The organism is Streptococcus sp. CF8-6 (genome assembly GCF_024295845.1).
Taxonomy (GTDB): domain Bacteria; phylum Bacillota; class Bacilli; order Lactobacillales; family Streptococcaceae; genus Streptococcus; species Streptococcus oralis_BO.
This window is the reverse complement of the sequence record NZ_JANCOF010000003.1, coordinates 201,971-225,564: the sequence shown is the minus strand read 5'-3', so window position 1 is coordinate 225,564 and position 23,594 is coordinate 201,971. Positions and strand designations below refer to the sequence as shown.

General features: G+C 40.6%; 23 protein-coding genes. 9 read left to right on the top strand and 14 right to left on the bottom strand.

Annotated features, from left to right (window positions below; all coding sequences use genetic code 11):
* Positions 1-78: 78 nt before the first annotated feature.
* The 4 genes from NML69_RS06235 to NML69_RS06220 all read right to left on the bottom strand — a co-directional run bounded on the left by NML69_RS06235 (position 79) and on the right by NML69_RS06220 (position 5,339).
* Positions 79-1,257 carry an MFS transporter gene (locus tag NML69_RS06235; protein ID WP_254725745.1) on the bottom strand — a complete coding sequence of 393 codons (1,179 nt, stop codon included), beginning with the start codon at positions 1,255-1,257 and terminating at the stop codon, positions 79-81.
* An 80-nt stretch (positions 1,258-1,337) separates the two neighbouring features.
* A complete protein-coding gene (locus NML69_RS06230; protein WP_254725742.1) occupies positions 1,338-2,201 on the bottom strand; it encodes a MutR family transcriptional regulator in 864 nt (287 codons plus the stop codon).
* Between the two features lie 3 nt (positions 2,202-2,204).
* On the bottom strand, positions 2,205-4,106 hold the full coding sequence (locus NML69_RS06225) for an ABC-F family ATP-binding cassette domain-containing protein (protein ID WP_254725739.1): 1,902 nt from the start codon (positions 4,104-4,106) through the stop codon (positions 2,205-2,207).
* A gap of 78 nt (positions 4,107-4,184) precedes the next feature.
* Positions 4,185-5,339, bottom strand: coding sequence for a DUF4352 domain-containing protein (locus NML69_RS06220; protein ID WP_254725737.1), 1,155 nt, complete (start codon positions 5,337-5,339; stop codon positions 4,185-4,187).
* A gap of 410 nt (positions 5,340-5,749) precedes the next feature.
* On the opposite strand from NML69_RS06220, the gene NML69_RS06215 reads away from it, so the two are divergent.
* Complete coding sequence (locus tag NML69_RS06215; RefSeq protein ID WP_254725734.1) at positions 5,750-7,468, top strand: phospho-sugar mutase; 1,719 nt, start codon at positions 5,750-5,752, stop codon at positions 7,466-7,468.
* A gap of 110 nt (positions 7,469-7,578) precedes the next feature.
* Complete coding sequence (locus NML69_RS06210) at positions 7,579-7,926, top strand: thioredoxin (protein WP_254725731.1); 348 nt, start codon at positions 7,579-7,581, stop codon at positions 7,924-7,926.
* 34 nt (positions 7,927-7,960) lie between these two features.
* On the opposite strand, the gene NML69_RS06205 is transcribed toward NML69_RS06210, so the two are convergent.
* From NML69_RS06205 to NML69_RS06170, 8 genes are all read right to left on the bottom strand, one after another.
* On the bottom strand, positions 7,961-8,770 hold the full coding sequence (locus NML69_RS06205; RefSeq protein WP_254725728.1) for an MBL fold metallo-hydrolase: 810 nt from the start codon (positions 8,768-8,770) through the stop codon (positions 7,961-7,963).
* A 1-nt stretch (position 8,771) separates the two neighbouring features.
* A complete protein-coding gene (vicK, locus tag NML69_RS06200) occupies positions 8,772-10,121 on the bottom strand; it encodes a cell wall metabolism sensor histidine kinase VicK (RefSeq protein WP_254725725.1) in 1,350 nt (449 codons plus the stop codon).
* Positions 10,114-10,821 (bottom strand): response regulator YycF, encoded by a 708-nt coding sequence (gene yycF, locus NML69_RS06195; RefSeq protein ID WP_220106883.1) that lies wholly within the window; start codon positions 10,819-10,821, stop codon positions 10,114-10,116. Before yycF ends, vicK begins: the two co-directional genes overlap by 8 nt.
* 56 nt (positions 10,822-10,877) lie before the next feature.
* Entirely contained in the window at positions 10,878-12,056 is a 1,179-nt protein-coding gene (gene mutY, locus NML69_RS06190) for an A/G-specific adenine glycosylase (RefSeq protein ID WP_254725722.1), read from the bottom strand.
* A gap of 82 nt (positions 12,057-12,138) precedes the next feature.
* Positions 12,139-13,113, bottom strand: a complete 975-nt coding sequence (gene pta / locus NML69_RS06185) for a phosphate acetyltransferase (RefSeq protein WP_254725720.1) — start codon at positions 13,111-13,113, stop codon at positions 12,139-12,141.
* Between the two features lie 43 nt (positions 13,114-13,156).
* Positions 13,157-14,053: an RluA family pseudouridine synthase gene (locus NML69_RS06180; protein WP_254725718.1), complete on the bottom strand. Its 897-nt coding sequence runs from the start codon at positions 14,051-14,053 to the stop codon at positions 13,157-13,159.
* Positions 14,050-14,868: an NAD kinase gene (locus NML69_RS06175; RefSeq protein ID WP_254725715.1), complete on the bottom strand. Its 819-nt coding sequence runs from the start codon at positions 14,866-14,868 to the stop codon at positions 14,050-14,052. Before NML69_RS06175 ends, NML69_RS06180 begins: the two co-directional genes overlap by 4 nt.
* Positions 14,852-15,523, bottom strand: a complete 672-nt coding sequence (locus tag NML69_RS06170; protein ID WP_000151553.1) for a GTP pyrophosphokinase family protein — start codon at positions 15,521-15,523, stop codon at positions 14,852-14,854. The genes NML69_RS06175 and NML69_RS06170 overlap by 17 nt, the downstream gene beginning before the upstream one ends.
* 128 nt (positions 15,524-15,651) lie before the next feature.
* On the opposite strand from NML69_RS06170, the gene NML69_RS06165 reads away from it, so the two are divergent.
* The 7 genes from NML69_RS06165 to NML69_RS06135 all read left to right on the top strand — a co-directional run bounded on the left by NML69_RS06165 (position 15,652) and on the right by NML69_RS06135 (position 20,420).
* Positions 15,652-16,221, top strand: a complete 570-nt coding sequence (locus tag NML69_RS06165) for a CYTH domain-containing protein (protein ID WP_254725713.1) — start codon at positions 15,652-15,654, stop codon at positions 16,219-16,221.
* Between the two features lie 111 nt (positions 16,222-16,332).
* A complete protein-coding gene (locus tag NML69_RS06160; protein ID WP_001283843.1) occupies positions 16,333-17,292 on the top strand; it encodes a ribose-phosphate diphosphokinase in 960 nt (319 codons plus the stop codon).
* 9 nt (positions 17,293-17,301) lie between these two features.
* On the top strand, positions 17,302-18,417 hold the full coding sequence (locus tag NML69_RS06155; RefSeq protein ID WP_254725710.1) for a cysteine desulfurase family protein: 1,116 nt from the start codon (positions 17,302-17,304) through the stop codon (positions 18,415-18,417).
* 4 nt (positions 18,418-18,421) lie between these two features.
* Positions 18,422-18,769 (top strand): DUF1831 domain-containing protein, encoded by a 348-nt coding sequence (locus NML69_RS06150; protein WP_000863526.1) that lies wholly within the window; start codon positions 18,422-18,424, stop codon positions 18,767-18,769.
* A gap of 6 nt (positions 18,770-18,775) precedes the next feature.
* Positions 18,776-18,991, top strand: a complete 216-nt coding sequence (locus NML69_RS06145) for a DUF4649 family protein (protein ID WP_254725707.1) — start codon at positions 18,776-18,778, stop codon at positions 18,989-18,991.
* 82 nt (positions 18,992-19,073) lie between these two features.
* The gene (locus NML69_RS06140; protein WP_000653409.1) at positions 19,074-19,715 is read left to right on the top strand and encodes a redox-sensing transcriptional repressor Rex; all 642 of its coding nucleotides are present in this window, start codon (positions 19,074-19,076) and stop codon (positions 19,713-19,715) included.
* A 15-nt stretch (positions 19,716-19,730) separates the two neighbouring features.
* Positions 19,731-20,420: a gamma-glutamyl-gamma-aminobutyrate hydrolase family protein gene (locus NML69_RS06135; RefSeq protein WP_254725703.1), complete on the top strand. Its 690-nt coding sequence runs from the start codon at positions 19,731-19,733 to the stop codon at positions 20,418-20,420.
* Here the strand turns inward: NML69_RS06135 and radC are convergent.
* On the bottom strand, positions 20,417-21,097 hold the full coding sequence (gene radC / locus NML69_RS06130) for a DNA repair protein RadC (RefSeq protein WP_000286942.1): 681 nt from the start codon (positions 21,095-21,097) through the stop codon (positions 20,417-20,419). The two genes, NML69_RS06135 and radC, sit on opposite strands and share 4 nt — an antisense overlap.
* 42 nt (positions 21,098-21,139) lie before the next feature.
* Positions 21,140-23,431 carry a DNA helicase PcrA gene (gene pcrA, locus NML69_RS06125; RefSeq protein ID WP_198459569.1) on the bottom strand — a complete coding sequence of 764 codons (2,292 nt, stop codon included), beginning with the start codon at positions 23,429-23,431 and terminating at the stop codon, positions 21,140-21,142.
* Positions 23,432-23,594: the final 163 nt, after the last annotated feature.

The following is a 23,594-nucleotide window of genomic DNA, read 5'->3' as shown; positions in this document are numbered from 1 at the left end:
ACCATAAATCAAGCCCTCCTCACAATAGAGAAGGGCTGAAAAATGGATTGTAGAGAAATATTTTCTAAAAAAGAGAAATTATAACTCTTTTTTTAAATGGCTTCGCACATAAACGAGGGATAAACAAGCCAGGACAATAACCCCACTTCCAATGATCAGGAAAGAAGAGAGATGTACACTCGGCAGCACTGTCATAAAGCCTTTTGCAATCGGCATAAATAGGATGGCTAATGTAAAAATTGTGCTTAGCACTCTCCCCAAGTATTCCCCCTCAACCTTGGTTTGCACCTGAGTAAAAAAGTGAATATTAAATATCGTCATAAACAGTTCACAAACTAAATTTCCAGAAAAGGAAAGAAAAGTTGGCAGTGGTAATCCCATCATAAAAACTCCAACTCCAGTCAAAGCCAATAGAATCAAAAGATTATAAACACTTGCCTTTATTTTACTAGCTAGAAGAGCTCCGATAATCGAACTAATAGCGCCCATAGTCAAAATACTCGCATAAGCCCCTTCTACCCCATAAAGACGATTTGAAAAAGGGAGGAGAAATTCAAAAGCTGCAAAAAAGAAATTAACACTGGAAGCTACTAACAAAAGGAAAAAGATCTCTTGCTGGCGCCAAATATAGTGAATCCCTTCTTTCATATCAGCAAAAATATTTTTCCAGTTGAAAGTCTTTTTCTCTTGTTCCTGAGTCTCTTTTTGGGGGAGAAAAGCTACTAAAGTAAATGCGATGAAAAAGCTAATGGCATCTAAAACGAGCGTCATATGGAGACTGGCAAATTGTAAAACGAGAAAAGAAAGCACCGGAGAACTGACTCCTACAACCTGTAAAACTAACTCCAAGCGAGAGTTATAGGTCACTATCTCGTCTTTCTCTACAACCTCAGTTATAATAGCTTTGTTAGCTGTACGAGAAAATGCAAAGGCAACTGCCTGAACAATATTGGCAAAAATCAAGGCAGCAATCATCAAGCTATCATTTCTGATGAAAGAAATAGCTAAGCAAAGAACGCCACAAATCAAGTCCGTCGTCATCAAAATTTTGCGACGCGAAAAGCGGTCTGAAATCACTCCGCCAAAGGGATTGACTAGAATCGATGTAACCAACTCAGAAATTTGATAAATCCCAAGAACAGTCTGTCCTATCGTCCCCATTGATGCCAACCACACACTGTTTCCATAATCATAGAGCATATTTCCTATTTTATTAATAGCCCCTCGACTAATCAACTGGATTGCATGTCGATTCATATAAAAAACTCCTCTCAAATTTTGAAACTATTGTATCAAAACTGAAAGGAGTCTCTTTGTTTTTCCCTTATTTGGGAAATTTAAGGATTTACAAATTTCTCATAATGTTCCTGATAGTAAGCCACTTGCTCTGGAAGTCCAAGCACATTAAAAATATGCATAGCCTCCTGCATCTGGCTACAACCTTCTTCTTTCAAGTTTCTCTGGTAGTGGGCGAAACCTTTGAGATAATGGAAGATATTGCGCTCATAAAGCTTGATACCATTTCCAATCAACTTCTCTACATAGCCCTCAAAATAGTCCGCATTCGCAAAAGAACGGTTCTCCAAACAATGCTGGTAACAGTTAAGAGCTAAAATCAAAACGAGTTTACGATGCCGACCAATTTCCTTGTAGTAGTCTTCTCGCTCCATAACTTCTCTGCCAATCCGAGCCACATAGTCCACATTGTAGAAAGTATAGAGATTTCCGAAAAGAATCAACTCATACATGGTCCATTCTTCTGTTTGAAAAAGATAATCTGCTACCTTTTCCAAATCACTCTGCCTCATCGTGTAATGAGCATCTCTTTGACAAATCAGCCCTTGTAGCAGAATCCAATTCAGCTCAAAATAGAGGGGAGTTGTCGAACTCTTAGACTTTTCAAGTTGTTCTCTTTGAAGCTTTTGAAAACCTGCAATATCATTTGAGTAGTAAAGCGGAATGATCTGCGCCATCAAGGCAACATGTTCATGATTTTGAAAATCTCTAGCCTTATCCATGAAATTTTCAATGGTCACATGAATATTGTCCAAAATCTCAAAGAACCGAGAAACTGCTAGATCAGACTCCCCAAGCTCGAAACGAGATAGTTGAGAGGTTGAACATGATTCACCTGCCGCCTCTTTTAAGGAGTACCTCCCACTTGTTCGAAATTCACGAAATACCTTTCCAAGATGTTCCATTTCTTACACCTGCTCCGATAATTCTTCCCACTCAAGCATAGCCTCTTCCTGACGATGGCTGATTTTGTCAAGTTCAGCCTGCAATTCCATCAGTTTTTCAGCATCGTTGGTTTCCAGCATTTGTTCAGAAATGGCTTGATTTTGACTTTCTAACTCTTCAATTTCAGCTTCCAAACTCTCGATTTGACGCATGAGCTTGCGGGCTTCTTTCTGACTTTCTTTCTGGGCTTGGTAGTCATTAGCTGGACTTGTTTCTTTGGCTTGATTGCTGGTTGAAGCTTCCTCAGCCTGAGTCATTTCTACTTCTGCTTTCTTCTCAACATAGTAGTCATAATCTCCAAGGTAGAGGGTTGAGCCATTTTCAGACAATTCTAGAACATGGGTAGCGACACGATTGATAAAGTAACGGTCGTGGCTGACAAAAAGCAAGGTTCCATCAAAGTCAATCAAGGCATTTTCCAACACTTCCTTGCTATCAATATCCAAGTGGTTGGTTGGCTCGTCAAGGATCAAGAAGTTGTTATTTTCCATGGACAATTTAGCCAAAAGCAAACGAGCTTTTTCGCCACCTGACAACATACCGACTGATTTTTTAACATCATCACCAGAGAAAAGGAAGGCACCAAGGCGGTTACGAATTTCAACTTCTGGTGTCAGTTTAAAATCATTCCAGAGTTCATCCAGCACTGTATTACTTGGTGTCAGCTTGCTTTGGGTTTGGTCATAGTAACCCACCTCCACATTAGCGCCAAAGCGTTTTTCACCCTTGATAAAAGGAATCTGATCAACGATAGACTTGATAAAGGTTGATTTCCCAATACCATTTGGACCAACGATAGCGACAGCATTCATCTTACGAAGGTCTAGGTTGATAGGCTCTGACAATATTTCCCCATCATAGCCAATAGCCGCATTTTCAACAATCAGGACACCATTACCTGACGTTTTTTCAGACTGGAAAGTCATATTGGCAGATTTCTTGCCAGTTTCCGGCTTGTCCAAACGCTCCATTTTTTCTAGTTGTTTACGACGAGATTGGGCACGTTTGGTCGTTGAAGCTCGGACTAGATTGCGATTGACAAAGTCTTCTAGAGCAGCGATTTCCTTCTGTTGCTTTTCATAATTTTTTGCCTCAGTAGCTAGCTTTTGCTCCTTTAACTCAACAAAACGAGAGTAATTGCCTACATAACGATCCAAGGAATGCTTGGTCAAATCCAATGTAACCGTCGCAACCTTGTCCAAAAAGTAACGGTCGTGGCTGACAATAATGAGTGCACCACTATAGTTCACCAAGTAATTCTCTAGCCAAGCAATGGTTTCGATATCCAAGTGGTTGGTTGGTTCGTCCAAGACCAAGAGATTGGGCTTTTCAAGGAGCATTTTGGCAAGTGCCAGACGGGTATTTTGACCACCAGAAAGCTCAGCAATTTTCGTCTGCCACATAGATTCATCAAACTTGAAACCATTCAAGATAGCACGGATATCAGCTTCGTAGGTAAAGCCACCAGCCTGACGGAAATTCTCTGATAAACGATCGTAATCCGCCATCAGTTTATCCAAATCTTCACCGGACTTTTCACCCATCTCTAATTCCATCTGACGCAGTTGTGTCTCTGTCCGACGCAAGTCATCAAAGACATGAAGCATCTCATCATAGATGGTATTTTCAGACTCAAAACGGCTATCTTGGGCTAGGTAAGACAGAGAAATATCTTTTTTCTTATTAATTTCTCCACTAGTTGGCTCCTCTTCTCCAACCAAAATCTTCAAAAGAGTAGACTTACCTGCACCATTTTTTCCAACTAAGGCAATCCGGTCTCGCTCATCAACCTGCAGATTGATATTATCAAAGAGAACCTCGCCTGCAAAAGAGCGTTCAATTTTATTAGCTTGTAAAATAATCATACATCTATTTTACTATCTTTTTCTCTTTTGCACAATTGCAACAAAAAAAGTTCGAGTCAAAAACTCGAACCTTTCATCTTAGTATCCAATGCCTCCACGGAATGTGCGAGCCATATCTTTTAAGTCGTAGTTTTTAGAAGAGGTATCGATGGTCCATTTACCATCTTTCTTAGCCATTTTAATTTCATAACCCTCTTTTTTCATGTTATCGCTTGTATCTAGAGGAGTTGAATCAAATTGACTTGGTGCATTTTCTAAAATGTACTTCTCACCAGCTTTCATAGCTTCTGAGTAGTTGCTATATTTACCTTTGTTTTCTTCGTAGAATTTACGGCTCAATTCATGAACATTCAAATTATCCAAGTCAATTGTTTCTGGTCTAACATATACAACAGCATAATCTGGCAAATATGTCTTCACCTTGTAATCAACTTTTGCTCTCTTAGCATTTGCTTTGATGTAGGCATCTGCAAATGTTCTAAGTTCTGAATCAGACGGTTTGTAGTTATAGAAGCCTTTTCCGAATGACTCTGTAAATTTCTTGATAAACTCTTCTTTATCAGCTTTCGCATCGTTTGTGAACTCAGCGCTGTCATCAGAAGACTTTTTATCATCAGCAAGCGCAACAACTTGCGACTTATTATCAGTAGCACTTAGGTTCGTTCCACCACCAGAACTTTCCCCATTGAGGTAAACAGCATCGACATATTTTTTCATTACATCTTTTGCTTCATCAATATTGTCTTCATATTGACTTGGATCAACCTTAATAGCTACATCGTTATTCTTTTTAGAATTTTCTTTGATGTCATCATAAAAGCTAGGTGCGAAGTGAAGTTCATACTTAGCATTCTTATCGACTTCATACACTACATAACCAGCAACGCTCTTTCCTTTAGAAAGACTGTCTCCATATGACATAAACTTGGTTTTACTGTCGCTTTCGTAGATTTGAATTGGTTGTAATTTTTCATCTTTTTCATTATAAAGCGTAATATCTTGGCTAGTAAAACTAAACTGTTTATCACGATTATTCTTGATTTCGACTTGGAGTGCAAGGTAGCTTGAAGACGAATCTTCGTCTTTAGGTAATACAAACATACCGTCTTTGACAGAAACTTCAAAGTTTGAGTTCGAGGCAGTACCATTGTCGCTTGCTTTTTTAGAAGCTCCACAGGCAACAAGTGCTAAAGCTGATAAAAGCAAAGCAGAATGCTTAAGAATTTTTTTCATAATGGATTCTCCTTTAATGATTTACTATATTTTACCATACGCACTATAAAATTCAAAACAGAAACCAGATATTTTCAAAATATCTTAAATTTATAGAGTTTTACATTAAATTTTTCTATATGTTCATTTGATACATTAAAGGATTCTTTGTAAAATAAATAGAATATAAGAATATTTTTGATTTTTTTCTTCAACAAACCTACAAAATGAATTATAAACTTTCAATTTATAAAGAATCTAATAATTAATTTTCATCGCTAACTTAGTATAAGTAAGCACAGTACTCACCATTTAACTGCTAAAAAGCAAAAGTAAATTTCCTACATTTTAAGTTATGCTAACGTTTTACTAAAATGTCAAATCGTGATATAATGAAAGCGATTAAAGCAAATAAACAAAGGAGACACACTATGACTTACCAAGAAAATTATCAAAAATGGGTCGATTTTGCTGACCTTCCAGACTACCTTCGCCAAGATTTAGAAAACATGGACGAAAAAACGAAGGAAGATGCCTTTTATACCAATCTTGAATTTGGTACTGCGGGTATGCGTGGTCTGATTGGTGCTGGTACAAATCGTATCAATATCTATGTTGTTCGTCAAGCAACTGAAGGTTTGGCTCGTTTGATTGAGTCAAAAGGTGGAAATGAAAAAGAACGTGGTGTTGCGATTGCCTACGATAGCCGTCACTTCTCACCTGAGTTTGCCTTTGAATCTGCTGCAGTTCTTGCAAAACATGGTATCAAATCTTATGTATTTGAAAGCCTTCGTCCAACTCCAGAACTTTCATTCGCTGTTCGTCACCTCAACTGTTTTGCAGGTATCATGATTACCGCTAGCCACAACCCAGCTCCATTTAACGGTTATAAAGTTTATGGAGAAGACGGTGGACAAATGCCTCCACATGATGCAGACGCTTTGACTACTTATATTCGTGCTATCGAAAATCCATTCGCTGTGGAAGTTGCTGATGTTGAAGCTGAAAAAGCTTCTGGCTTGATTGAAGTCATTGGCGAAGCTGTTGATGCAGAATACCTTAAAGAGGTTAAGGGCGTAAACATCAACCCAACCTTGATTGAAGAATTCGGTAAAGACATGAAGATTGTCTACACACCACTTCATGGTACTGGTGAAATGTTGGCTCGTCGTGCTCTTGCCCAAGCAGGATTTGACTCAGTTCAAGTTGTTGAAGCGCAAGCAACTGCTGACCCAGATTTCTCAACTGTAAAATCTCCAAACCCAGAAAGCCAAGCAGCCTTTGCCCTTGCTGAAGAACTTGGTCGTCAAGTTGGTGCAGACGTTCTTGTTGCAACTGACCCTGACGCTGACCGTGTTGGTGTTGAAGTTCTTCAAAAAGATGGTAGCTACCTTAACCTTTCAGGTAACCAAATCGGCGCTATCATGGCTAAATACATCTTGGAAGCCCACAAAAATGCTGGAACTCTTCCTGAAAATGCAGCCCTTTGCAAATCAATTGTATCAACTGACTTGGTAACGAAGATTGCTGAAAGCTACGGCGCAACCATGTTCAACGTTTTGACAGGTTTTAAATTTATCGCTGAAAAAATTCAAGAATTTGAAGAAAAACACAATCACACTTACATGATGGGATTTGAAGAAAGCTTCGGTTACTTGATTAAACCATTCGTACGTGATAAAGATGCTATTCAAGCTGTTCTTGTCGTTGCTGAACTTGCTGCCTACTACCGTTCACGTGGTTTGACACTTGCTGACGGTATCGAAGAAATCTACAAAGAATACGGCTACTACGCTGAAAAGACCATCTCTGTTACCCTTTCTGGTGTTGATGGTGCTGAACAAATCAAAGCCATTATGGCTAAGTTCCGTAACAATGCTCCAAAAGAATGGAACACAACAGCTATCACTGTCGTAGAAGACTTCAAGGCTCAAACTGCTACTGCTGCTGACGGTACTGTTACAAACTTGACAACTCCTCCAAGTGATGTTTTGAAATACACACTTGCTGACGGTTCATGGATTGCAGTTCGCCCTTCAGGTACAGAACCAAAAATCAAATTCTACATTGCCGTTGTGGGTGAAAGTAATGAAGATTCACAAGCTAAGATTGCCAACATCGAAGCAGAAATCAATGCGTTTGTAAAATAAAAATCTATAAAAGATGAGACCAACCAATCTCATCTTTTTTCGTATCAAATCTAAGCATTTTTAGAAACTTTATGGCATACTAGACTTATCAATGAAAGCGAGGTAATCTCATGGAACAATTTTTAGAAAACATCAAAGACCTTGAAGTCACTACAGTTGCGCGTGCACAAGAAGCACTCGATAATAAAGAAACAGCAACCTTCTTTATTGGCCGTAAAACTTGCCCTTACTGCCGTAAATTTGCTGGCACATTGGCAGGTGTCGTAGCTGAAACTAAAGCCCACATCTACTTCATCAACAGTGAAGAACCAAGCCAACTCAATGAATTGCAAGAATTCCGCTCACGTTATGGAATCCCAACCGTACCAGGATTTGTTCACATTGCGGATGGACAAATCAAAGTCCGTTGCGACTCTTCCATGTCAGCACAAGAAATCAAGGAATTTGCTGGATTGTAAAAGATATATAAAAAAGAAGGTACCCGCCTTCTTTTTATATATCTGTTAATGGTGTTGCAGTATCTGGTGAGGTATCATAAACCTTAAAGTCTACTCCAACTCCCAGATCCGCTTGGGCTAGCTGGTTGACCATAGTCATATGAGCCAGCTCCTTGATATTGTTCTCTTTGGACAAATGCCCAAGATAGATTTTCTTAGTCCGATTTCCCATTGCACGAATCATGGCCTCAGCTCCGTCTTCGTTAGAAAGGTGACCGAGATCCGATAGAATTCGCTGTTTGAGTCGCCAAGCATAAGATCCAGCTCGTAAGATTTCCACGTCGTGGTTGGACTCGATGAGGTAGCCGTCCGCATTCTCGACAATTCCTGCCATACGGTCACTTACATAACCTGTATCGGTCAGCATGACGAAGCTCTTGTCGTCTTTCATAAATCGGTAAAACTGTGGTGCTGCCGCATCATGGCTAACACCAAAACTCTCAATGTCGATATCACCAAAGGTTTTGGTTTTACCCATTTCAAAGATATGCTTTTGCGAAGAGTCTACCTTGCCAAGATACTTACTATTCTCCATAGCCTGCCAGGTCTTTTCATTGGCGTAAAGATCCATACCATATTTGCGAGCCAAGACACCGACCCCATGGATATGGTCTGAATGCTCATGCGTAATCAAAATCGCATCCAGATCTTCAGGTTTGCGATTGATTTCAGCTAGCAGACTTGTAATTTTCTTACCAGACAAGCCCGCATCTACTAGGATTCTCTTTTTTGGGGTTTCCAGATAAAAGGAATTTCCACTGGAACCTGATGCTAAAATACTGTATTTAAAGCCTATTTCACTCATTCTAGTCTTCTATTTCGTCCTCCCATATTTCTTCTTTTACGGCATCCTTATCATAAGGGAGCACTATTGTAAAGGTTGAGCCCTTACCGTATTCACTTTTGGCCCATATAAAGCCATTGTGTTGTTTGATGATTTCTTTTGCGATAGCCAGACCTAGACCAGTTCCACCTTGAGCCCGACTTCTTGCACGATCCACACGGTAGAAGCGGTCAAAGATCTTCGGCAAATCTTGCTTTGGAATACCTAGACCTTGGTCTTTGATGGATAAAATCATCTGGTCATCAGTGGTCTTCATGCTAACAGTGATTTTCCCACCATCTGGTGAGTACTTGATGGCATTGTTAAGAATATTATCAATCACCTGAGTCATCTTATCGGTATCAATCTCGATCCAAACTGAATTAATAGGGTAATCTCTAACAAGTTCATATTTTTTCTCGTCATCCTGACTTCTCATCTTATCAAATCGGTTGAGAATAAAGGTGATGAATGCTGTAAAATTAATCAATTCCACATCTAGCTGACTTGTCGTATTATCAATACGAGAGAGATGCAAGAGATCTGTCACCATCCGCATCATACGGTTGGTTTCATCGAGTGAAACCTTGATAAAATCAGGAGCAACAGGATCATACAGGGCTCCCTCGTCCAAGGCTTCAAGATAAGATTTAACACTGGTCAAAGGAGTTCTCAACTCATGGCTCACGTTCGAAACAAAGAGTCTTCGCTCACGCTCTTCCTTCTCCTGCTCGGTCGTATCATGTAAAACGGCAACCAAACCAGAGATGAAACCTGACTCACGACGAACCAGAGCAAAACGTACACGAAGGCTTAGGTATTCCCCATTTACATCCTGGGAGTCAATCGTCAACTCAGGAATCTGTGTAATCAGGTCACGCAGCTCATACTCATCTTCTATCTTTAGTAATTCGAGGATGCTTTTATTCAGAACATCTTCTTTCTGTACACCGAGCTGTTTCTTGGCCATATCGTTGATCATAGTAATCTGGCCACGGCGATTGGTCGCAAGAACGCCATCTGTCATGTAAGAAAGAATACTGTTCAATCGTTTACTCTCTTGTTCCAGATTTTCTTGGGTCAAACGAATAACTTCTGACAAATCGTTCAGATTATTGGTGATATTGGTGATTTCTGTACTTCCTTGCAAGTCCAAAATTTGAGAATAATCACCTGCAATCAAGTCCTTAACCTTTTGATTTATCTCCTTCAGACGGATATTATCCCGACGATTTTCCAGTAACAGCAAGGTCACCACCAGGATAAAGCCAAGTAAAATCAGAATAAAGATAAAATCGCTGGTCAGAATAGTTTGTCTAATATCTTCAATCATTATTTCTCATATAGTATCCAACACCACGACGTGTGAGGATATACTCTGGACGGCTTGGTGTGTCTTCAATTTTTTCACGCAAACGTCGGATAGTCACGTCCACTGTACGAACATCGCCAAAATAGTCATACCCCCAAACAGTCTCAAGCAAGTGTTCACGCGTAATCACTTGTCCAATATGAGATGCCAAGTGATACAAGAGTTCAAACTCACGGTGGGTCAAATCTAATTCCTCACCATATTTCTTAGCCACGTAAGCATCTGGAACGATTTCCAAATCACCAATTTGTAAGGGCTGCGTCTTCTTCTCATCAGACTCTTGGCTATCCACAGAAACTAGGTCTGTACGACGAAGCAGAGCCTTGACACGTGCTTGCAACTCACGGTTTGAGAAAGGTTTTGTAACATAATCATCTGCACCTAACTCTAAACCAATAACCTTGTCAAACTCGCTATCCTTAGCTGATAGCATGATAATCGGCACGCTACTAGTCTTACGAATAGCTTTAGCAACTTCTAAACCATCAATTTCAGGGAGCATCAAGTCTAGAATAATAATATCTGGTTGCTCTGCTTCAAATAGCTCAATTGCTTCACGACCATTGAAGGCTGTAACAACTTCATAACCTTCCTTGGTCATATTAAACTTAATAATATCCGAGATTGGTTTCTCATCATCTACAATTAATATTTTTTTCATTTTATCACCTTTTCTTTATCTATTATAACAAAAAAATGTAAAGAAGGCACAAATGGCTACTGTAGGCCTTCATCTTCAAGAGCTGTTTTATAAGCCTGCCAAATTTTTTGTTGAGGTTTCGCAAGTGGATAATCAGAAAACTCCTGAGGAGAAACCCAGCGAATTTCTTTGTCTGAAAACTGTTTTGTTTCTGTCACCTGACCAGCTAGGATTTGAATGTGCCATTTCCGATGACTAAATACATGCTTGACTTGGTCAAATACTTGCTGGGACCAATTCACTTCTAAATCATAATCCTGCTCAAAGTTTTCTTGAGGACTTGGTCCAAATGCTCTGCTTTCCTCTGTGACTTGAGAAAAGAGATCTAGCTGATCGTCATCACTTGAGAAATCATCAACTTCGATCAAGGGGAAATGCCAAAAACCGGCTAGTAGTTTCTCGCTTTCATTTTTCTCAAGTAGATATTGACCACGGTCATTGCGTACAACTAAAGCCTTGAGATAAATTGGGAGAGGCTTTTTCTTGGGTTCTTTAATCGGATAACAACCCATGGTGCCATTCTGATAGGCTGCGCTAAAGTCCTTAACAGGGCTTTCTTCTGGTCGAGGGTTAACTGGAGCCTCTATGTCAGACCCTAAATCCATCAGAGCTTGGTTAAAGTCACCTGGTCGTTTCGGGTCAATCAAGATTTCCATCATTGCCTGAAAAATTTTGCGATTACTTGGAATGCCAATATCGTGGTTGACTTCGAACAGACGTGCCAAAACTCGCATGACATTACCATCGACCGCTGGCTCGGGCAAGTTAAAAGCAATACTGGATATGGCTCCTGCCGTGTAAGGGCCAATCCCTTTTAAACTAGAAATGCCTTCATAGGTGTTTGGAAATTGACCCCCAAAGTCAGCCATAATCTGCTGCGCTGCAGCCTGCATATTGCGTACTCGAGAATAATAGCCTAATCCCTCCCAAGCCTTCAGCAGACGCTCTTCAGGGGCATTCGCCAGACTTTCAACAGTTGGAAACCAGTCCAAGAATCGTTCGTAGTATGGAATAACTGTATCCACTCTAGTCTGCTGGAGCATGATTTCAGATACCCAGATGTGATAAGGATTTTTACTTCTCCGCCAAGGTAAATCTCGCTTGTTTTCATCATACCAATTAAGGAGTTTCTCACGAAAAGAAATGATCTTCTCCTCTGGCCACATGACGATACCGTATTCTTTCAAATCTAACATATATCTAGTATAACATAGAAGCTTCTAACTGTCCTTTTCTCAGTACTAAAAAGCCTCTTCCCAAGGGAAAGAGGATTAAATCTTATTGATGAACTGCTTGGGCTGCAGTGATAAGGGTCAACTTGTACACATCATCTGCATTACATCCACGAGAAAGGTCGTTAACCGGTTTGTTCAAACCTTGCAAAACAGGTCCGACAGCCGCAAAACCACCGAGACGTTCTGCCATCTTATACCCAATATTTCCGGCTTCGATACCTGGGAAGATAAAGACATTTGCTTGACCAGCTACCGTACTTCCTGGAGCTTTAAGAGCTGCAGTTTCAGGAACAAAGGCAGCGTCAAATTGTAACTCACCATCAATCTCAAGGTCAGGACGCAAGTCGTGAGCAATTTTAGTTGCTTCCACTACCTTGTCAACACTTTCACCAAAGCCTGAACCTTTAGTGGAATAGCTTAGCATAGCAATTTTAGGTTCAATACCAAACATCTTAGCAGTGATTGCTGAATTGATCGCAATTTCAGCCAAGGCTTCTGCATCTGGATTGATATTAATGGCACAGTCACCAAATAGGTAACGTTCCGTACCACGAACCATGAGGAAGGCACCTGACGTACGAGTAACGTTTGGACGAGTTTTAATGATTTGTAGGGCTGGGCGAACTGTTGAGGCAGTTGAGTGAATAGCTCCTGACACCATACCGTCAACCAATCCCAAGTATACTAGCATCACACCAAAGTAGTTGACATCTTCAACCAAAACTTTGCGCGCTTCTTCTTCAGTCATTTTGCCCTTACGACGCTCTACCAAGGCAGCAACCATTTCTTCAAATTGAGGATAGTGTTGGGGATCAATTACTTCATAACCATCCATGATCCCTTCGATTTCAAGATAAATTTTGATTTTTTCTGGGTTCCCAAGCAAAACAGGAACAACTTCTGTTTCTTTTACCAAGCGTTTTGTTGCCTGAAGAATACGAGGTTCTTCCCCTTCAGGGAGAACAATACGAGCATTTTTGCCAACTAGGTTGGCTTTGAGATTTTCAAAAACTTCCATGAGTTTTCTCCTTTAAGAAAATAAATTATACTCCAAATAGATTTTAAAGAGTATTAGTTGATAACTGAGTAATAAGATTGCTGAAATCATCCGGTAAGGGGCTTTCTAGTTGCAAATCTTGCTCTAGAAAGGGATGATAAAAAGATAAATAATGACAATGCAAGGCCTGGCGTTGAATCCCATCGTCTAGGCCGCCTCCATAGAGATCGTCTCCCAACAAAGGAAAACCAATATGAGAAAAATGCACTCGGATTTGGTGGGTTCGCCCAGTATGCAGGCGAATATCAACTAGGTGAATATTTCCATAAGACGCTACAACTTTGTAAGACGTATGAGCGTATTTCCCACCTTTGGCAACCCGTCTCGTGATAATGGAATCTTCATCACGCGCAATCGGGGCAATAATCTCCCCTTCAGGCTCCAAAACACCAGCTCCTTTAATCAAAGCAAAGTAGCGTTTCTCTATAGACTTTCGCTGCAGTTGCTTGTCTAAACGTGCATGAGCGTAGCCGTGCTTGGCAAAAAGCATCAAACCAGATGTATCTCTATCAAGCCTAGTCACGATGTGAACTTGCTGGTTTTCATAGTTTTGCTTGACATAGTAGCCCTTGATAAAATTGGCAATGGTATTGGAATGATTGACACTGGGGATGGAAGCTATTCCATAAGGCTTGTTCAAAACTAGAAAATGGTCATCCTCATAGAGAATATCCAGTGGACGATCGATGGCCTCCAAGGTTTCAAATCCTTCCTCTGCTGGAATGTCAATAGTCACCCTGTCTCCAATATCTAAGAGATAAGTCGCATTTTGAGGTTGGTCATTGACCAGTATAGCCCCGCCTCGAAACTTAATCTTAGCCAAAAGTCCCTTAGAAACCTCATGTTTCTTGAGGAAGGTCTTGACTTTGACGTGCTCATCTACGATAAATTCGAACCTCATTCATCCACCTCGCCGATGAAGGCATCTTTAACACGATTCCAGAAACTAGTGTGGCTTGGAGTCGCTACGAAGTGAATCTTGTGATAATCAATTTGATACTCAATCCGTTCGATATTACGGAAAGAATAGACGCTGTTATCGACTGATATTGTGTGGTAATCATTGCGTGTTGGCAGGAGCTCAATCTTATCTTTTTTGGGAATAATGATCGATGATCCCAACGTGCGATAGACTCGGTTGTTAAGACTCGCTATTTCCGTCAACTGCAAGGCTTCAATAGTAGGATGCAAGACAGCTCCACCCAAGGACTTGTTGTAGGCAGTACTTCCCGTCGGCGTTGAAACAGTCACTCCATCTCCACGAAATCTCTCGAACGGAACGTGGTTAATGATGATATCCGCAACCATGGTCCGGTCTGATCGACGGATACTAGCTTCATTTAAGGCTCGGAAGATTTTCACTTCTCCATTTTCAAGCGTTACCTTGACATTCAAAACAGGATAAGAAACTTTGGCACCAGTATCTAGTAAAAGATTGGTCACCAACTGATCCAGCTCAAAATCACGATAATCTGTGTAAAATCCCAAATGCCCTGTATGAACACCTACAAACCGAACTTTGTCTAACTGATTCTCGTACTTGTGAAAGGCAGACAAAAGCATCCCGTCACCACCAATCGAAATCACGATGTCGGGATTGGTATCGTTCAGTATAAAATGTTGTTTCTTTAGTTTTTCCCTCAGTTCATGCAAAACCTTCTGGCTCTGAGGTTTTCTATTTGCTATGAGGTCAACTCGTTTACCTGTATTCTTCATCTGTATCGTCACTATTTCCTACACCATCGTTTAATTTTCTGCTCAATGGATCAAAGAGAGCCTGCGCTTCCTGGATATCGTCACGAATCTTACCCATTTCTTCATCCAGTTGATAAGCTATTTTCGCCGTAATTTCCAGTCTTTTCCTGATTTCTTCTGGAAAATCGCCCTGATACTTATAATTGAGCGAGTGTTCAATCGTAGCCCAGAAATTCATGGCCAAAGTCCGTATTTGAATCTCCGCCAAAATCGTCTTCGCCCCGTTGATCGTATCAACCGTGTACTCAACAACCACGTGATAAGAACGATAACCCGAAGCCTTACGATGAGTGATATAGTCTCGTTCCTGAACGATTCTCATATCTTGGCGTTTACGTAGAATCTCAACTACTTCTTTAACGTCATCAACAAACTGAACCATGACACGTAAACCCGCAATGTCTTGCAGATCATGTTCTAGACTTGCATAAGTAATTCCTCGACGAGCCATTTTTTCTTTGATACTTTCAATTGGTTTGACACGACCCGTTACAAACTCAATCGGAGAATGCTTATTTTGCTTACGATACTGTTTGCGAATTCCTCGAAGTTTAATCTTCAACTCACCAACAGCCTGAATGTAAGGATCTAAAAATTCTTCCCATTCTATGGTCATACTTTCTCCCTTGTAATGTTTGATTGCTCTGTCGAAAATCTTTGATTTTTTCAGTACATTCGTATACAATAAATACATTGTCCATTATACCATAAATCGCTTTCAAAGATATAGAAAAGGTTGAAAAAATGAAACATTTAGAAATAGAATTGAAAACACTTCTGAAAAAAGAGGACTATGAGCATCTAAAAAAACAGTTTTCCCATATCCAACCCGTCCTTCAGAAAAACTACTACATTGATACGCCAGATTTCCAATTGCGCGAAAAGAAGGTTGCCATGCGCATTCGCACCTTTTCAGATTGGGCGGAGTTAACCTTGAAAGTACCTCAAACTGTAGGAAATATGGAATACAACCAGAAACTAACTCTTCCAGAAGCTGAATCATATCTAGAAAAGCAAAAACTACCTCAAGGGCTCGTTCTAGAGAAGCTCGCTAAGATTGGCATCGAAAGTCATGACTGGCTTGTCCTAGGCTGTCTTTCAACCCTTCGTTATGAAATGAAAACTGATATTGGCTTAATGGCCTTAGATGAAAGTCACTACTTTGATCAGACGGACTATGAACTCGAGCTTGAAGTCACCGACCATGAAAAAGGGAAAGCTGATTTTAAGAGATTTTTAGATGAAAATCAGATTACTTATCAGAAAGCTCCATCAAAATTAATTCGTTTTATTAAAAGCATGAAAAAAAGCTGAAATAATCTCCTTTTTTTGGTAAAATAGAAAAGATAAAAATAAAAGAATCTGGCTTTGAAAAACAAAGGTTTCTCAAAGAAGATTCGCAAAGTTTACAGAGGACGGTCTATAATGTCAGATAGAAACAACATGAAACTTTTCACCCTAAACTCTAATCATGAAATCGCTCAAAAGATTGCGGATACAGTTGGTGTACCTCTCGGGAAATTATCCTCTCGACAATTTTCTGACGGCGAAATCCAGGTCAACATTGAAGAAAGTGTCCGTGGTTACGATGTCTACATCATCCAGTCAACCAGCTACCCTGTTAGCAACCACTTGATGGAGTTGTTGATCATGGTTGACGCTTGTGTACGCGCAAGTGCACATAGTATCAACGTTGTCCTTCCTTACTTTGGTTATGCGCGTCAGGATCGTATCGCTTCTTCTCGCGAACCCCTCACTGCGAAACTGGTTGCCAATATGCTTGTCAAAGCTGGTGTAAGCCGTGTTCTAACGCTGGACCTCCACGCTGTTCAGGTCCAAGGTTTCTTTGATATTCCTGTAGATAATCTTTATACTGTTCCTCTATTTGCTAAGCACTACTGTGATAAAGGGCTTCTTGGTTCTGATGTTGTTGTTGTCAGTCCAAAGAACTCTGGTGTTAAACGTGCACGTAGTTTGGCTGAATATCTTGATGCTCCTATCGCTATCATTGACTACGCCCAAGACGATTCTGATCGTAACGAAGGCTATATCATTGGGGATGTTGAAGGCAAAAAGGCTATCTTGATTGACGATATCCTAAATACTGGTCGTACTTTCTCTGAAGCAGCCAAAATCGTTGAACGTGAAGGCGCAACTGAGATTTATGCAGTATCTAGTCACGGTTTATTTGTTGAAGGGGCAGCAGATCTTCTTGATGCTACAAACATCAAGGAAATCCTTGTGACAGACTCCGTAGCGACCAAAGAAAGAACTCCAGAAAATGTATGCTACATTACTGCTAGCGAATTAATCGGAGATGCTATCGTCCGCATCCATGAAAGAAAACCAGTCAGCCCACTCTTTGCTTACAACAAAAAGAAATAAGGTGATTCTTTGATTTATTTGGACAATGCTGCAACGACTCCTATGTCAGCAGTAGCTATTGCAGAAATGACCAAGGTCATGAAAGAAACTCATGGTAATCCTTCTAGTATTCATGGTCATGGTCGGCAGGCTGGTAAACTCTTACGAGAAGCTCGTCAGGACTTAGCTCACTTACTAGGAACCAAACCTCAACATATCTTTTTCACATCTGGCGGTACAGAAAGTAACAATACAGCCATTATCGGCTATTGTCTCCGTCATCAAGAACGTGGAAAACATATCATTACTACAGCTATTGAACACCATTCTGTGCTTGAGACTATCGATTATCTGGTTCAACATTTTGGTTTTGAAGCAACTATCATCCAACCAGTAAATCAAGAAATAACTGCCCAGCAAATTCAAGAAGCTTTACGTGACGATACCATCCTCGTTTCAACCATGTATGCTAATAATGAAACAGGGAGTCTCTTACCTATCGCTGAGATTGGACATATTTTAAAAAACCATCCCGCTGCTTATCATGTTGATGCTGTTCAAGCTATCGGAAAAGTTCCTATCCATCCTGAGGAATTAGGAATTGATTTCCTCAGTGCTTCTGCCCACAAATTCCATGGACCAAAAGGAGTTGGCTTTCTTTATGCTTCTTCCGCGGACTTTGATTCCTACCTTCACGGTGGAGACCAAGAACAAAAGAAACGTGCTGGAACAGAAAACCTCGCTGCCATTGTAGGCATGGTCGCTGCTCTCAAAGAGGATTTAAATGACCAAGCTAAGCATTACCAAAAACTAAGTGCACTCAAATCTGCTTTTCTAGAAGAAATTGCAGGTCTCGACTACTATCTCAATGAAAGTAACCACCAACTACCTTATGTTGTCAACATTGGCTTTCCTAGTCAAAAAAATGATTTGCTCTTGCTTCGGTTAGACCTTGAAGGAATTTCAATTTCTACCGGTTCAGCTTGTACTGCTGGTATTGTGCAAACCAGTCATGTGCTTGAAGCATTTTATGGACCAGATTCACATCGATTGAAAGAATCTGTCCGTATCAGTCTCTCTCCTCTTAACACTGAGGAGGAACTGAAACAACTCGCACAAACCTTAAAAAATATTATTGGAGATTAATCTAATGGCATTCGAAAAAACCATTAAACTACAAAACTGCCGCTACGACTACACACTTAGCCCAACTGTCAAAAAGTTCACACTGAAAGACAATACTTTCTTTGAAACAAAAGTTGGAAACTACGAACTGACTCGTTTACTTGAAAAAGTACCTAACAGTGGTGAAGGTTTCAAGCTAAAAATCATCATCAATAAAGACCTTACAGGTGCTAAACTCAATATCACTGACAAGTCTGGCCTTCGTTTGGTGAATATCTTTAAATCAGAAGACCACCACATTCATCAGGAGAAATTCTACTTCCTCATGGACAGTTTAGTAGAACGCGGTATCTTCACTAAAGAAGAAAGATAATTGACTATGTATCGACTTACCTATCAAGATAACTATTACGTAGAACGTACACTTGAATATAAGGATTACGAAGAGCTTATGTTATCTCTATCAGGCTGTGTGACTCTACCTGATACTCTCCTAATCAGCTCCTTAACGCTGAATGATAAGGTGATTTATCAAGGATTGGTTGGCGATCTCTACCGTTTTCTATCACAAGCTCATTTTTCAGATAAAAACTAAGAAATTTCTTAGTTTTTTCTTGTTTTTGTTGATTTTTTCACAATGTTTCTATAAAATAGAAGAATAGAAAGGTTGTGATTTTGTGAAAGATAAACAGTCTGCTATTCCAAAAGCAACAGCAAAAAGACTCTCTCTTTACTATCGAATTTTCAAGAGGTTTCATGCAGAAAAAATCGAACGTGCCAACTCCAAGCAAATTGCAGAGGCTATTGGTATCGATTCTGCTACAGTTCGACGTGATTTTTCCTATTTTGGCGAGCTAGGTCGTCGTGGTTTTGGTTACGATGTCAAAAAATTGATGAATTTTTTTGCTGATCTCCTAAATGATAACTCCATTACAAATGTTATGTTAGTTGGAATCGGAAATATGGGACACGCCCTTCTCCACTACCGCTTCCACGAGCGTAACAAGATGAAAATTATCATGGCCTTTGACCTAGATGACCATCCAGAAGTTGGGAGCCAGACACCTGATGGAATTCCAATCTATGGTATCTCACAGATTAAAGAAAAAATCAAAGAAGCAGATGTCAAAACTGCTATCCTAACAGTTCCAAGTGTTAAATCACAAGAAGTTGCCAATCTTTTGGTTGATGCAGGTATAAAAGGTATTCTCAGTTTTTCCCCTGTTCACCTTCACCTCCCAAAAGATGTGGTCGTTCAGTATGTCGATTTGACAAGCGAACTCCAAACCCTCCTCTATTTTATGCGTAAAGAGGATTAGAAAGCGAAAGCATGTATGAAAAAACCAGTTATTGGGATTACAGGAAATGAAAAAGCTCATCCAGATGATGACATCATGATGAGCTATGCAGCAAAGGGCTTTATTGAAGGAGTCAAGGACGCTGGCGGAATTCCAATCATCCTACCGATTGGTGATCAAGAAATGGCTGCCTATTACATCAGTATCATTGATAAGCTCATCCTAACGGGTGGGCAAAATGTTGATCCAAAATACTATGGTGAACCAAAGGCTATTGATAGTGATGACTACCACCTTCAAAGAGATATTTTTGAACTAGCACTTATCAAAGAAGCGATTAAGCAAAAGAAACCAATTTTCTCTGTTTGTCGGGGTACTCAACTTTTCAATGTCGCCATGGGAGGCACGCTACACCAAGATATCGAGGATCATTGGCAGGACTGTTCAGCCGAATACACGACCCAACGCCTCGTAACGCAACCTGATACCATTCTCCGAGAAATCTATGGAGAAATCTCTCATATCAACTCCTTCCACCATCAGAGTATCAAGGATTTGGCTCCAAATTTAAAGGTTGTGGCCTATGATCCCAAGGATAAGATCATCGAGGCAGTCACAACGACAGATGACATCCCATTTCTCGGCGTCCAATGGCATCCTGAATTTCTCTTTGAAAACCGCCCCAAAGATAAAACGTTGTTTGACTATGTTGTTAATGAACTCTAAATCAAATCCGTCTTTTCACGGTAACTAAAGTAATCCGAGTGTGAGACAATCAAATGGTCCAAGAAAACAATCCCCATCAGTTCGCAGGCTTCCTTGACTAGTTTAGTGACATGGTCATCATTTCGACTAGGAGATACAGCACCGGATGGATGATTGTGAACGAGAATCACTGAGGTAGCCATATGCTTCAAAGCATAGTGAAGGATTTCCCGTGGTTCAGCGATGCTGCGTGTCGCAGAGCCGATAAAAATAGTTTGCTGATGAATGATTTGATTTTGAGTATTGAGATAGAGCGCCACTAGGTGCTCTTGTTTTTTATCACCAAGTTCCTGTTGCATTTTCTTGGCTAGCTTTTGACTGCTGAGAATACTTTCCATCTCAAGGGTTTCGTGTTTATGAATACGATGCCCCAGTTCAATCACTGCTTGTAGTTCAATAGCCTTAATCCGTCCTATACCAGACAGACTCTGCAATTCCTGCAGGGTCATTTTTTTCAGATCGGTTAGACTGGTCAAACTATTCAAGACTTTCTGAGCGATTTCAAAAACATTAGCCTGACGCGTTCCCGTTCTGAGCAAAATAGCTAGTAATTCTTGATTGCTCAGAGCCTCTACTCCTTCTTTAACTAGTCTTTCTCTAGGCAAGAGTGAATCTTCTTGGAATGAAATACTGTACATAAAAATCCTCCTCACTTTATTATTCGTGAGAAGGATGAAAAATTAGATTTTTTTCTCAATTGGGGCTACACTGGCTAGGAGTTTTTTCAGTCCTACTTCTGGGAAATTGATTTTCAATTCCTGCGTAGCACCGCTACCAGAGACTTCTAGAACAGTTCCCTCTCCCCACTTCTTGTGGAGAGCAATATCTCCAATAGACCAACTTGTATCAGTCGAATCTTTTTCATTTCCGGCTGAAAACTGTCCAAATGGGAGACTACTTGACTGGATAGAGTTTGGTGCGGCATTGCGTTTCCGTTCTTGAAGGGCCTGAGCCAAACTCATTCCTTGACCAAAGGCCACTCCACCACTGCTATACGAAGCTTTGAAACTAGTGTTAGCTGGACGGGCCAAACCTTGATACTCAAGCAAGTCCGAACTGATTTCATTGATAAAACGAGTTGGGCGATTATAGTTTGTACGACCGAAAAGCAAGCGTGAGTTGGCATTGGTCAGATAGAGGATCTTTTCTGCGCGTGTAATTCCTACATAAGCCAAACGACGTTCTTCTTCTAGTTCATCTGGATCTTCAGCTGCACGGCTAAGTGGAAAGACATTTTCCTCCATCCCGATGATAAAGACAACTGGGAACTCCAGTCCCTTAGCAGCGTGTAAGGTCATCAAGGTTACTTCCGATGTCTCCTGACTGCCTGAATCTGTGTCTGCAATCAAAGCCAAATCATTCAAGAATCGACTGAGTTTGTCCAAACCAGTTTCTTCTTCCTGGCTATCAGGGTTGTCATCAAAGTTCTTGGTAACGGACAGGAATTCCTCGATATTTTCAACTCGAGCCTTGCTCTCCAAGGTCGCTTGGGCAGTAAGAATATCGATATAACCAGTTTTTTCCAATACTGCTTCAACTAATTCTGTAATGGTTAATTGGTCCAGTTGCTCCCGCAAATCCAGAATCATATTGGCAAAATCCCAGATAGACTGGGCTGCCTTTCCTTTGATTCCTGATAACATGATATTGGCTGAAGCGTCTAGCATCGACATCTCTTGCATATTGGCAAAATCACGGATTTTCTCAACCGTTCCTGGGCCAATTCCGCGTTTTGGTTCGTTGATAATACGCTCAAAACTGATATTATCACTCAAATTGGCAATGAGGTTAAGATAAGCGATAATGTCACGGATTTCCTTACGGCTGTAGAACTTGGTCCCGCCGACCATAGTATAAGGAATATTGGACTTAAGCAGGGCTTCCTCAATAGTACGGGATTGCGCATTAGTCCGATAAAGAACTGCAAAATCCTTGTGGAGGAAGTTTTGAGTTCGACCAAGTTCATCTATAGTTTTAACTACAAAAACAGCCTCATCCTGTTCGTCATTTGCGCGATAGTAAATAATCTGCTCTCCATCCGCATTCTGGGTCCAGAGATTCTTGGGGCGGCGATTTTGATTGTTTTTGATGACATCGTTGGCTGCTTGGAGAATGGTTTTTGTTGAACGATAATTTTCCTCTAACAAAACGACCTTGGCGTTAGGGTAATCTTTCTCAAAATCCAAGATATTCTGCATATCAGCCCCACGCCAACCGTAAATAGACTGGTCAGCATCACCGACTACGCAGATATTTTTAAAGCGTGAAGCCAAGAGTTTGACCAATTGGTACTGGGCATGGTTGGTATCTTGGTACTCATCAACATGGATGTACTGGAACTTCTGCTGGTAGTAGGTCAAAACATCAGGATTCTGATCAAATAGACGCAAGGTCAGCATAATCAAATCATCAAAGTCAACGGACTCAGACTGACGAAGCTCTTTTTGATAGGCTGTATAACACAGAGCCACGATTTGCGTGTACATATCGCCAGCCTGAGCAGCATAAGCCACATCATCAATCAAATCGTTTTTGGCATTAGAAATGGTTCCCAAAATGGTCCGTTCATTCCATTTTTTCGGATCCAAGTTCAACTGCTTGAGAATGCGTTTCATGAGGGTTCGCTGTTCACCTGGATCCACAATAGTGAAATTTCGGTTATAGCCAATATGATCCGCATCGCGACGTAGGATACGAACACACATGGAGTGAAAGGTCGCAATCAGACAGTCCTGGGTTGCTGGATTGAGCCCATAGGCACGCTCCTTCATCTCACGCGCAGCCTTATTGGTAAAGGTAATGGCCAAAATATTCCAAGGATTGACCATCTTTTCATCAATCAAGTAGGCGATTCTGTGAGTTAAAACACGAGTCTTCCCAGAACCAGCCCCAGCCATGATCAATAATGGCCCTTCTGTCGTTTGCACCGCCTCAGCCTGACGGTCATTCATTCCATTCAATAATGCGTTCATTTTCTCTTCCTTACTCTTGACGTCAATGTTTCTATTATATCAGAAATTAGGGAAAATATCTTTACCTAGACTGATTGCTTGTAGAAGACACCTCTTTCATCAGCTGAAGACAACTCCTCATATCTAGACAAGAAAATGAGTTTGGAAAGCTTTTCCAAACTCA

What these genes read in the sequence shown, in the direction of transcription:
- NML69_RS06235 (WP_254725745.1), bottom strand. Translation starts at nt 1,257, where the DNA reads ATGAATCGACATGCAATCCAGTTGATTAGTCGAGGGGCTATTAATAAA.
- NML69_RS06230 (WP_254725742.1), bottom strand. Translation starts at nt 2,201, where the DNA reads ATGGAACATCTTGGAAAGGTATTTCGTGAATTTCGAACAAGTGGGAGG.
- NML69_RS06225 (WP_254725739.1), bottom strand. Translation starts at nt 4,106, where the DNA reads ATGATTATTTTACAAGCTAATAAAATTGAACGCTCTTTTGCAGGCGAG.
- NML69_RS06220 (WP_254725737.1), bottom strand. Translation starts at nt 5,339, where the DNA reads ATGAAAAAAATTCTTAAGCATTCTGCTTTGCTTTTATCAGCTTTAGCA.
- NML69_RS06215 (WP_254725734.1), top strand. Translation starts at nt 5,750, where the DNA reads ATGACTTACCAAGAAAATTATCAAAAATGGGTCGATTTTGCTGACCTT.
- NML69_RS06210 (WP_254725731.1), top strand. Translation starts at nt 7,579, where the DNA reads ATGGAACAATTTTTAGAAAACATCAAAGACCTTGAAGTCACTACAGTT.
- NML69_RS06205 (WP_254725728.1), bottom strand. Translation starts at nt 8,770, where the DNA reads ATGAGTGAAATAGGCTTTAAATACAGTATTTTAGCATCAGGTTCCAGT.
- vicK (WP_254725725.1), bottom strand. Translation starts at nt 10,121, where the DNA reads ATGATTGAAGATATTAGACAAACTATTCTGACCAGCGATTTTATCTTT.
- yycF (WP_220106883.1), bottom strand. Translation starts at nt 10,821, where the DNA reads ATGAAAAAAATATTAATTGTAGATGATGAGAAACCAATCTCGGATATT.
- mutY (WP_254725722.1), bottom strand. Translation starts at nt 12,056, where the DNA reads ATGTTAGATTTGAAAGAATACGGTATCGTCATGTGGCCAGAGGAGAAG.
- pta (WP_254725720.1), bottom strand. Translation starts at nt 13,113, where the DNA reads ATGGAAGTTTTTGAAAATCTCAAAGCCAACCTAGTTGGCAAAAATGCT.
- NML69_RS06180 (WP_254725718.1), bottom strand. Translation starts at nt 14,053, where the DNA reads ATGAGGTTCGAATTTATCGTAGATGAGCACGTCAAAGTCAAGACCTTC.
- NML69_RS06175 (WP_254725715.1), bottom strand. Translation starts at nt 14,868, where the DNA reads ATGAAGAATACAGGTAAACGAGTTGACCTCATAGCAAATAGAAAACCT.
- NML69_RS06170 (WP_000151553.1), bottom strand. Translation starts at nt 15,523, where the DNA reads ATGACCATAGAATGGGAAGAATTTTTAGATCCTTACATTCAGGCTGTT.
- NML69_RS06165 (WP_254725713.1), top strand. Translation starts at nt 15,652, where the DNA reads ATGAAACATTTAGAAATAGAATTGAAAACACTTCTGAAAAAAGAGGAC.
- NML69_RS06160 (WP_001283843.1), top strand. Translation starts at nt 16,333, where the DNA reads ATGTCAGATAGAAACAACATGAAACTTTTCACCCTAAACTCTAATCAT.
- NML69_RS06150 (WP_000863526.1), top strand. Translation starts at nt 18,422, where the DNA reads ATGGCATTCGAAAAAACCATTAAACTACAAAACTGCCGCTACGACTAC.
- NML69_RS06145 (WP_254725707.1), top strand. Translation starts at nt 18,776, where the DNA reads ATGTATCGACTTACCTATCAAGATAACTATTACGTAGAACGTACACTT.
- NML69_RS06135 (WP_254725703.1), top strand. Translation starts at nt 19,731, where the DNA reads ATGAAAAAACCAGTTATTGGGATTACAGGAAATGAAAAAGCTCATCCA.
- radC (WP_000286942.1), bottom strand. Translation starts at nt 21,097, where the DNA reads ATGTACAGTATTTCATTCCAAGAAGATTCACTCTTGCCTAGAGAAAGA.
- pcrA (WP_198459569.1), bottom strand. Translation starts at nt 23,431, where the DNA reads ATGAACGCATTATTGAATGGAATGAATGACCGTCAGGCTGAGGCGGTG.